Here is a 6,920-nt window from a genome sequence, read left to right as displayed (position 1 = left end):
TCGGTGGGGAGCACCGGGCCGCCGGGGCGGAGCGGGTCACGGCGGTGGGTTCGGCGGGTTCGGTCGGTGACGACCCGTCGGCGGACGACGGCCCCTCGGGCAGCGAGGAGTTCCCGGCGTCCGGGGATGCCGCGCCGTCGGCTTCGGGGACGGAGGTGGACCGCCGACCCATCACCGGCGCCGGCAGGTCGAACCACAGGTACTTCCCTGACTCGACCGCCACCGTCCCCCAGCTGCCCGCCAACGTGTCGAGAACCAGCAGGCCGCGACCGCCCTCGGCGTCCGGCGCGGCCTCACGCCGCTGCGGCAGGACCGTCGAGGTGTCCGACACGGACGCGTGGATCAGACCGGGCCGTATCTCGATGAGCAGCCACAGCGGCGGCTGCCCGTACTTGACCGCGTTCGTCACGAGCTCACTGACGAGCAGCTCGGCGGTGCCGCGCACGTCCTCGGGAAGGTCCGCCAGCCGGATGCCCTCACGGAGCACCCTGCGGGCCTGCGGGACGGCAGAGGGCAGATAGGGGAGCTCGGCGAGTATGTGGGTTGCGGGTGGGCAACTGGACGTTGCCTGCCGTACCACATCCATCGGGACCGAAAACGCGCTCATCGACCACCAAACCTGTGCGAGGATATCGAGGTGGCTCTACCCACTGGGTGGGGATTGAAGCCTCTGTTTCCGGATCGCACCTCTTGAGGCCATGCCGATACGGCATCCGGTGGTGTCCCCTCTCCGTGGGCCCTTCGTGCCCGTGGGGTCCGGGCCTTCGTGCCCGTGGGGTCCGGGCCTTCGTGCCCGTGGGGTCCGGGCCTTCGTGCCCGTGGGGTCCGGGGCCCGCAGTACGCCCGCGGGCGTACTGGAGGTGCCCTCGGAGGTAGCCCGGAGCGCCCATCATGCCGGTCAGCCGGGCACGCGCGCCACGAGGATCGCGACGTCGTCGCGCAGGTTGCCGCCGGCGAACCGCTCGGCGGCGGCCAGGACGCGATCCGCGATCCCCTGCGCTGACAGTCCCGCGCACCCTCCGATCGCGTCGAGGAGCCGGTCCTCGCCGAGCAGCTTCCCGCCATTGCGGGCCTCGATCACCCCGTCGGTGTAGAAGACCAGTGACTCGCCCGGGCGCAGGACGATCTCGAACCCCGGAAACGAGACCTCGTCGTCGTCGAGGACGCCGAGCAGGGTTCCCGGGCGACCGACGAGCGAGGCGTGCCCGTCAGCGTGCAGCACCACCGGCTGGGGATGGCCGGCGAGGAACAGCCGCAGTCGGATCCCGGTGCCGGTGCCGGTGCCGGTGCTGGTGTCGGCGGACTCGCTCCCCGCGGGTCCGCCGGCCGGCGCCATGATCGCGGCGGCGGCCAGGGTGCAGAACCGGCTCTGCCCGTTCGGATGAGACGACGTGGCGTCGCGCAGGGTCCGGTTCAACTCGAGCAGCACCTCGCCGAGCTCCGTACCCCGGCCCGTCAGCAGCCGCAGGACGGCGCGGGCCACCCCGGTCACGGTGGCGGCCTCTGCACCCTTGCCACAGACGTCGCCGATGGCGATCGTCCAGCCGAGCGGACCCGACAGCAGGTCGAAGAAGTCGCCGCCGACGTCGAGACCCGCCGACTGCGCGGCGCCATAGGCGGAACCGAGATCCAGTCCCTCGATCATCGGCAGCTCCGGTGGGCGCAGACCCGCCTGGAGCGTGCCGGCCAGTTCCACCTGCCGGCTGTAGAGCCGGGCGTTGTCGACTGCGAAGGCGGCCCGGCGCGCGAGGTCGGCGAGTAGATCGATCTCGTCCGCGGCGAAGGCGTTGCCCTCGGGGCGGCCGAGCGCGAGCACCCCGAGTACCCGCCGCCGGGCCCGCAGTACCATCACGAGCGCCGGTCCGCCGAGCGCGGTCAGCGAACGCACCCGGTCTCCGCTCGCGGAGCGCACCGCCGCCATCAACAGGCCGTCCGGGTCGACCGCGGCAGCGGTGAGGGCGCCCGCCGCATTCTCCTCCGCGTGCGCCGCCGCCCACAGGGCGGGATCGGCGTTCTCCCGGTGCAGGTACACCGCGCACCACTGGGCCAACCGTGGGACCGGCAACCGCGCGAGCAGCGCCAGCGAGCGGCTCAGGTCCAGGCTGCCCGCCAGCAGATCGGACGCCTCGGCGAGGAAGGACAGCATCCCGATGCGGCGTTCCTCGGCGCGTCGCATGTCGCCGCCGCCGAGGGCCAGGGCCATCCATCGGGTCGTCAGGCGGATGCGTTCCACGTCCAGCCCGGCCGCCGCGGCGGCATCCGTCCAGCGGACCTCGCCAGAGACCTCCGCTCCGCCCGAACCGCCGGTGCCGCCCGAACCACTCGGGCGGCCGCCGGCCGCCGGCCAGAGCAGCAGTTCGCCGAGGCTCTCCTGCGTCGGATCCAGCGGGAACGAGAGCGCCTCGGTGACCGAGCTGACGGCCCCAAGCGTGGCCACGGTCTCCAACCGGCCGCCGTCGCGCCCGGGACGCCGCACCAACCCAGCGGTTACCGCGAGCGTGTCCACCAGTTGCGCGAGCAGTTCGCTGACCTCGCCCTCGGCGGTGAGAGCACGGGCGGTGTCCCGGGCTATCAGCCGGACCGGACGCGCCGGTACCACGGGGGCCGGGGCCGCGCGGGGCGCGGGACTGGTCACAGCCACAGCGGGCGAGGACGAGGACGCGGACGACGAGGCACCGGCGGCCTCGTCGTCGCCCGCCGCCGGGGTGTGCGAGCCGTCGCCGACGGTTCCCAGGCGGAACCAGACGGTCTTGCCGCCGCGGCCGTGCTCGGTCCCCCAGCTCGTCGCGAGCGCGTCAACGAGGGCGAGGCCGCGGCCGTCCTCGCGCAGCCCGTCGATGCCGAAGTCGGCGTCCCCGACCTTCTTTACCCGGGCCATGCCGATGCGGACCGGATGCCGGTCGGCGACCCCGACCCGCACGCCGTCACCGTCCGCGCGCACCTCCACGGTGGCCGAGGTGCCCGCGTGCACGACGACATTGGTGACCAGCTCGGTGACGAGCAGAAGCGCGGAGTCCAACAGGTCGTCGTCCAGCCGCCCGTGCAACGCCTCGAGCAGGAAGCGCCGGGCGGCCCGGGGGGAGTCGGGCGTCGGTGGCAACGCGATGGCGCGCTCCGGCATCGTCCCACCTCCTGCTGCGCCATACATGTGCTCAGTCTCTCCTGCGTTGTCCATCGTGAGGCGGATACTGGCGGCTGGTGTCACCTGTCCACCGACGCCGCCCCACGCTGGTGCCCGTGGGAGACCGCCCTTGACCCGGGTCCTCCGCCCGGCCCGGGATCCGGGACGATCGTGTCGACCGAGCTCAGGTAGGAGACCAATGAGCCCCGCATACGACCCGCAACCCTCGGCTCGTCATGATCTGGATGCACCCGGCGGTGACGCTACCGCGACCATCGTGCCCCATGCATCCCTTCCCGCGAACGACACTCGGGCGCCGATGGCCGCCGCCGACGAGCTGATCGCGGATCTCCTGCACGGGCTGACCCGCCTGTGCGAGGGCGACTTCTCGACCCGCCTCGCGGCGCGGGACGGCTACGCCGGTGACGTGGTGCGCAAGTTCGACGAGCTGGCCGCCATCCAGGAGCGCCACGCGCGTGAGTTGGCCCGGGTCAGCAAGGTGATCCGCCGTGACGGCCGGCTCACCCTGCGGATGGAGGACATGGGCAGCCCCGGCGGCTGGTCCGACATGACGCAGGCGGTGAATTCCCTCATCGACGACCTGGCCCGGCCGACCCACGAGGTGGCGCGGGTCATAGCGGCGGTGGCCGAGGGGGACCTGTCCCAGCACATGGCGTTGGAGATCGCCGGCCAGCCGGTGCGTGGGGAGTTCCTGCGGATCGGCACCACGGTGAACACGATGGTGGACCAGTTGTCGTCGTTCGCGGACGAGGTGACCCGGGTCGCCCGCGAGGTGGGCACGGAGGGCAACCTGGGCGGGCAGGCCAAGGTCAAGGGCGTCTCGGGGGTATGGCGGGACCTCACCGAGTCGGTGAATTCGATGGCGGGCAACCTGACCAGTCAGGTCCGCAACATTGCTCAGGTTACCACCGCGGTTGCGCAGGGTGATCTGAGTCAGAAGATCACCGTGGACGCCCGCGGCGAGATCCACGAACTGAAATCGACCGTCAACACGATGGTCGACCAGCTCTCCGCGTTCGCCGACGAGGTCACCCGGATGGCCAAGGAGGTCGGCACCGAGGGCAAGCTAGGCGGCCAGGCACAGGTCAAGGGTGTTTCCGGGGTCTGGCGCGACCTGACCGACTCGGTCAACGTCATGGCCGGCAACCTCACCACCCAGGTTCGCAGCATCGCCGAGGTCGCGGCGGCCGTGGCCCGCGGCGACCTCACCCGGCAGATCACCGTCGACGCCCGGGGTGAGGTCGCGGGCCTCGCGCACACCCTGAACACGATGGTGGACCAGTTGTTGTCGTTCGCGGACGAGGTGACCCGGGTCGCCTGGGAGGTGGGCACGGAGGGCAACCTGGGCGGGCAGGCGCATGTGCGGGCCGTGTCGGGGGTGTGGCGAGACCTCACCGAGTCGGTGAACTCGATGGCGGGCAACCTGACCAGCCAGGTCCGCAACATCGCGCTCGTCGCTACCGCCGTCGCCCGCGGCGACCTGTCGCAGAAGATCACCGTGGCGGCCCAGGGTGAGATCCTGGAGCTCAAGGACACCCTGAACACGATGGTGGACCAGTTGTCGTCGTTCGCGGACGAGGTGACCCGGGTCGCCCGTGAGGTGGGCACGGAGGGCAACCTGGGCGGCCAGGCGCATGTGCGCGGGGTGTCGGGGGTGTGGCGGGACCTGACGGAGTCGGTGAATTCGATGGCGGGCAACCTGACCAGCCAGGTCCGCAACATCGCGCTGGTGACCACGGCGGTGGCCCGCGGCGACCTGAGCCAGAAGATCACCGTGACCGCGCAGGGTGAGATCGCTGAGCTGAAGGACACCGTCAACACGATGGTCGACCAGCTCTCCTCGTTCGCCGCGGAGATCACCCGGGTGGGCCGGGAGGTCGGCGTCGAGGGTAAGCTCGGCGGTCAGGCCACCGTAGCCGGAGTCGCCGGAACGTGGAAGGACCTCACCGACAACGTCAACCAGTTGGCGTCCACGCTGACCATCCAGCTGCGGGCGATCGGCGACGTCTCCACCGCGGTGACCCGCGGTGACCTGACCCGGTCCATCTCGGTGGAGGCCGAGGGCGAGGTCGCCGAGCTCAAGGACAACATCAACCAAATGATCGCGCGACTGCGCGAGACCACCGAGGTCAACGCCCAGCAGGACTGGCTGAAGTCCAACCTGGCCCGGATCGGCAGCAAGATGCAGGGCCAGCGCGATCTCTACACAGTCTGCCAGATGATCATCAGTGAGATGACGCCCGCGGTCAACGCCCAGCAGGGCACGGTCTACCTGCTCGACTTCATCGAGGGTGACAAGCTGCGCTACGTCGCCGGCTACGGCTCGGTGCCCCGGCGCCGCTCGGACGGCACCTTCCTGTTCGGCGAAGGACTCATCGGGCAGGCGGCCCTGGAGCGCGACCGTATCCGGGTCGAGCACGTACCCGCCGGCTACCTCAACATCCGTAGCGGACTCGGCGAGGCGCCGCCGTGCGACCTGGTCGTCGTGCCGGTCGTGTTCGAGAACCAGGTGCTCGGCGTCATCGAGCTGGCCTCGTTCTCGCCGTTCTCCGAGCTGCACCTCACCCTGGTCGACCAGCTCGTCGACACCATCGGGGTGGTGCTGAACACGATCATGGCGAACGCTCGGACGGAGGAGCTGCTGGCCCAGTCCCAGCGGCTCACCCAAGAGCTGCGTTCGCAGTCGGTCGAGCTGCAGCGGACGAACAACGAGCTCGAGGAGAAGGCGGCGCTGCTCGAGGAGAAGAACCACGAGATCGAGCTGGCCCGCATCGGGTTGGAGGAGAAGGCCGAGCAGCTGGCGCTGTCGTCGCAGTACAAGTCGGAGTTCCTGGCGAACATGAGCCACGAGCTGCGCACGCCGCTCAACAGTCTGCTCATCCTCGCCAAGCTGCTGGCCGACAACCCGGACCGTAACCTCTCCCGCAAGCAGATCGACTTCGCCGAGACGATCCACTCCGCCGGTTCCGAGCTGCTCGAGTTGATCAACGATATCCTGGACCTGTCGAAGGTCGAGGCCGGGAAGATGAACGTCGATGCGACCACCGTGCGCACAGCGGCGCTCTGCGACGCGGTCGCCGGGGTCTTCGGCCCCGTGGCGGAGGAGAAGGGCCTGTCATTCCAGGTCAACCTCGCTCCCGACGTGCCAGCCGAGTTCGTCACCGACGAGCAGCGCCTCCAGCAGGTGCTGAAGAACCTCCTGTCGAACGCGGTGAAGTTCACCGACACCGGCACCGTCCGGCTCGACGTCACCGTCGCCCGGTCGGATCTGCCCTTCCTCTCGCCGAGCCTGTGTTCCGCGGGCACGGTGTTGTCGTTCGCGGTCACCGACACCGGAATCGGGGTCGCCGCCGAGAAGCTTCGGATGATCTTCGAGGCGTTCCAGCAGGCGGATGGCACGACGTCGCGTCGCTACGGCGGCACCGGGCTCGGCCTGTCGATCAGCAAGGAGATCGCCCGCCTGCTGGGCGGCGCCATCGCGGTCTCCAGCGTGGTCGGCCGTGGGAGCACCTTCACCCTCTACCTGCCGTCGGCCCCGCCGGCGCAGATGCCGTCCTTCGGGGTCACGCCGGGCGAGCCGGACAACGTTCTCATGATCGTCGATCCGTCGGGCCAGTACCTTGGGCGGCGGTCGGGTGAGAGGGTGGACGCGGGAGCGGGTGGCGGACCCGCGTCCGCCGGCCGTGATGCCGGGCCCGCGAACGGATGGCAGAGCCCCGACGCGGACCGGTTCGGCACGACGGCACTCGTACCTTCGTCCCCGACCCCGACCCTGTCC

At 70.6% G+C, this 6,920-nt stretch carries 3 protein-coding genes; 1 reads left to right on the top strand and 2 read right to left on the bottom strand.

The window, feature by feature from the left end; genetic code table 11:
• On the bottom strand, nt 1–607 hold a 607-nt coding region (locus tag AC08OJ_RS17370), incomplete at its 3' end, for an ATP-binding protein (protein WP_476596280.1).
• 291 nt (nt 608–898) lie between these two features.
• The gene (locus AC08OJ_RS17365) at nt 899–3,148 is read right to left on the bottom strand and encodes a SpoIIE family protein phosphatase (protein WP_476596278.1); all 2,250 of its coding nucleotides are present in this window, start codon (nt 3,146–3,148) and stop codon (nt 899–901) included.
• Between the two features lie 172 nt (nt 3,149–3,320).
• Between AC08OJ_RS17365 and AC08OJ_RS17360 the strand changes: the two genes are divergently transcribed.
• Nucleotides 3,321–6,920, top strand: a 3,600-nt coding sequence (locus AC08OJ_RS17360; RefSeq protein WP_476596277.1) for a HAMP domain-containing protein, incomplete at its 3' end; no start/stop codon positions are given.

The organism is Frankia sp. CgKIO3 (genome assembly GCF_977946435.1).
This window is presented reverse-complemented; position numbering and strand designations above follow the sequence as displayed.

Excerpts from the sequence above, each read along its gene's own strand:
- AC08OJ_RS17365 (WP_476596278.1), bottom strand. The coding sequence starts at position 3,148 with ATGTATGGCGCAGCAGGAGGTGGGACGATGCCGGAGCGCGCCATCGCG.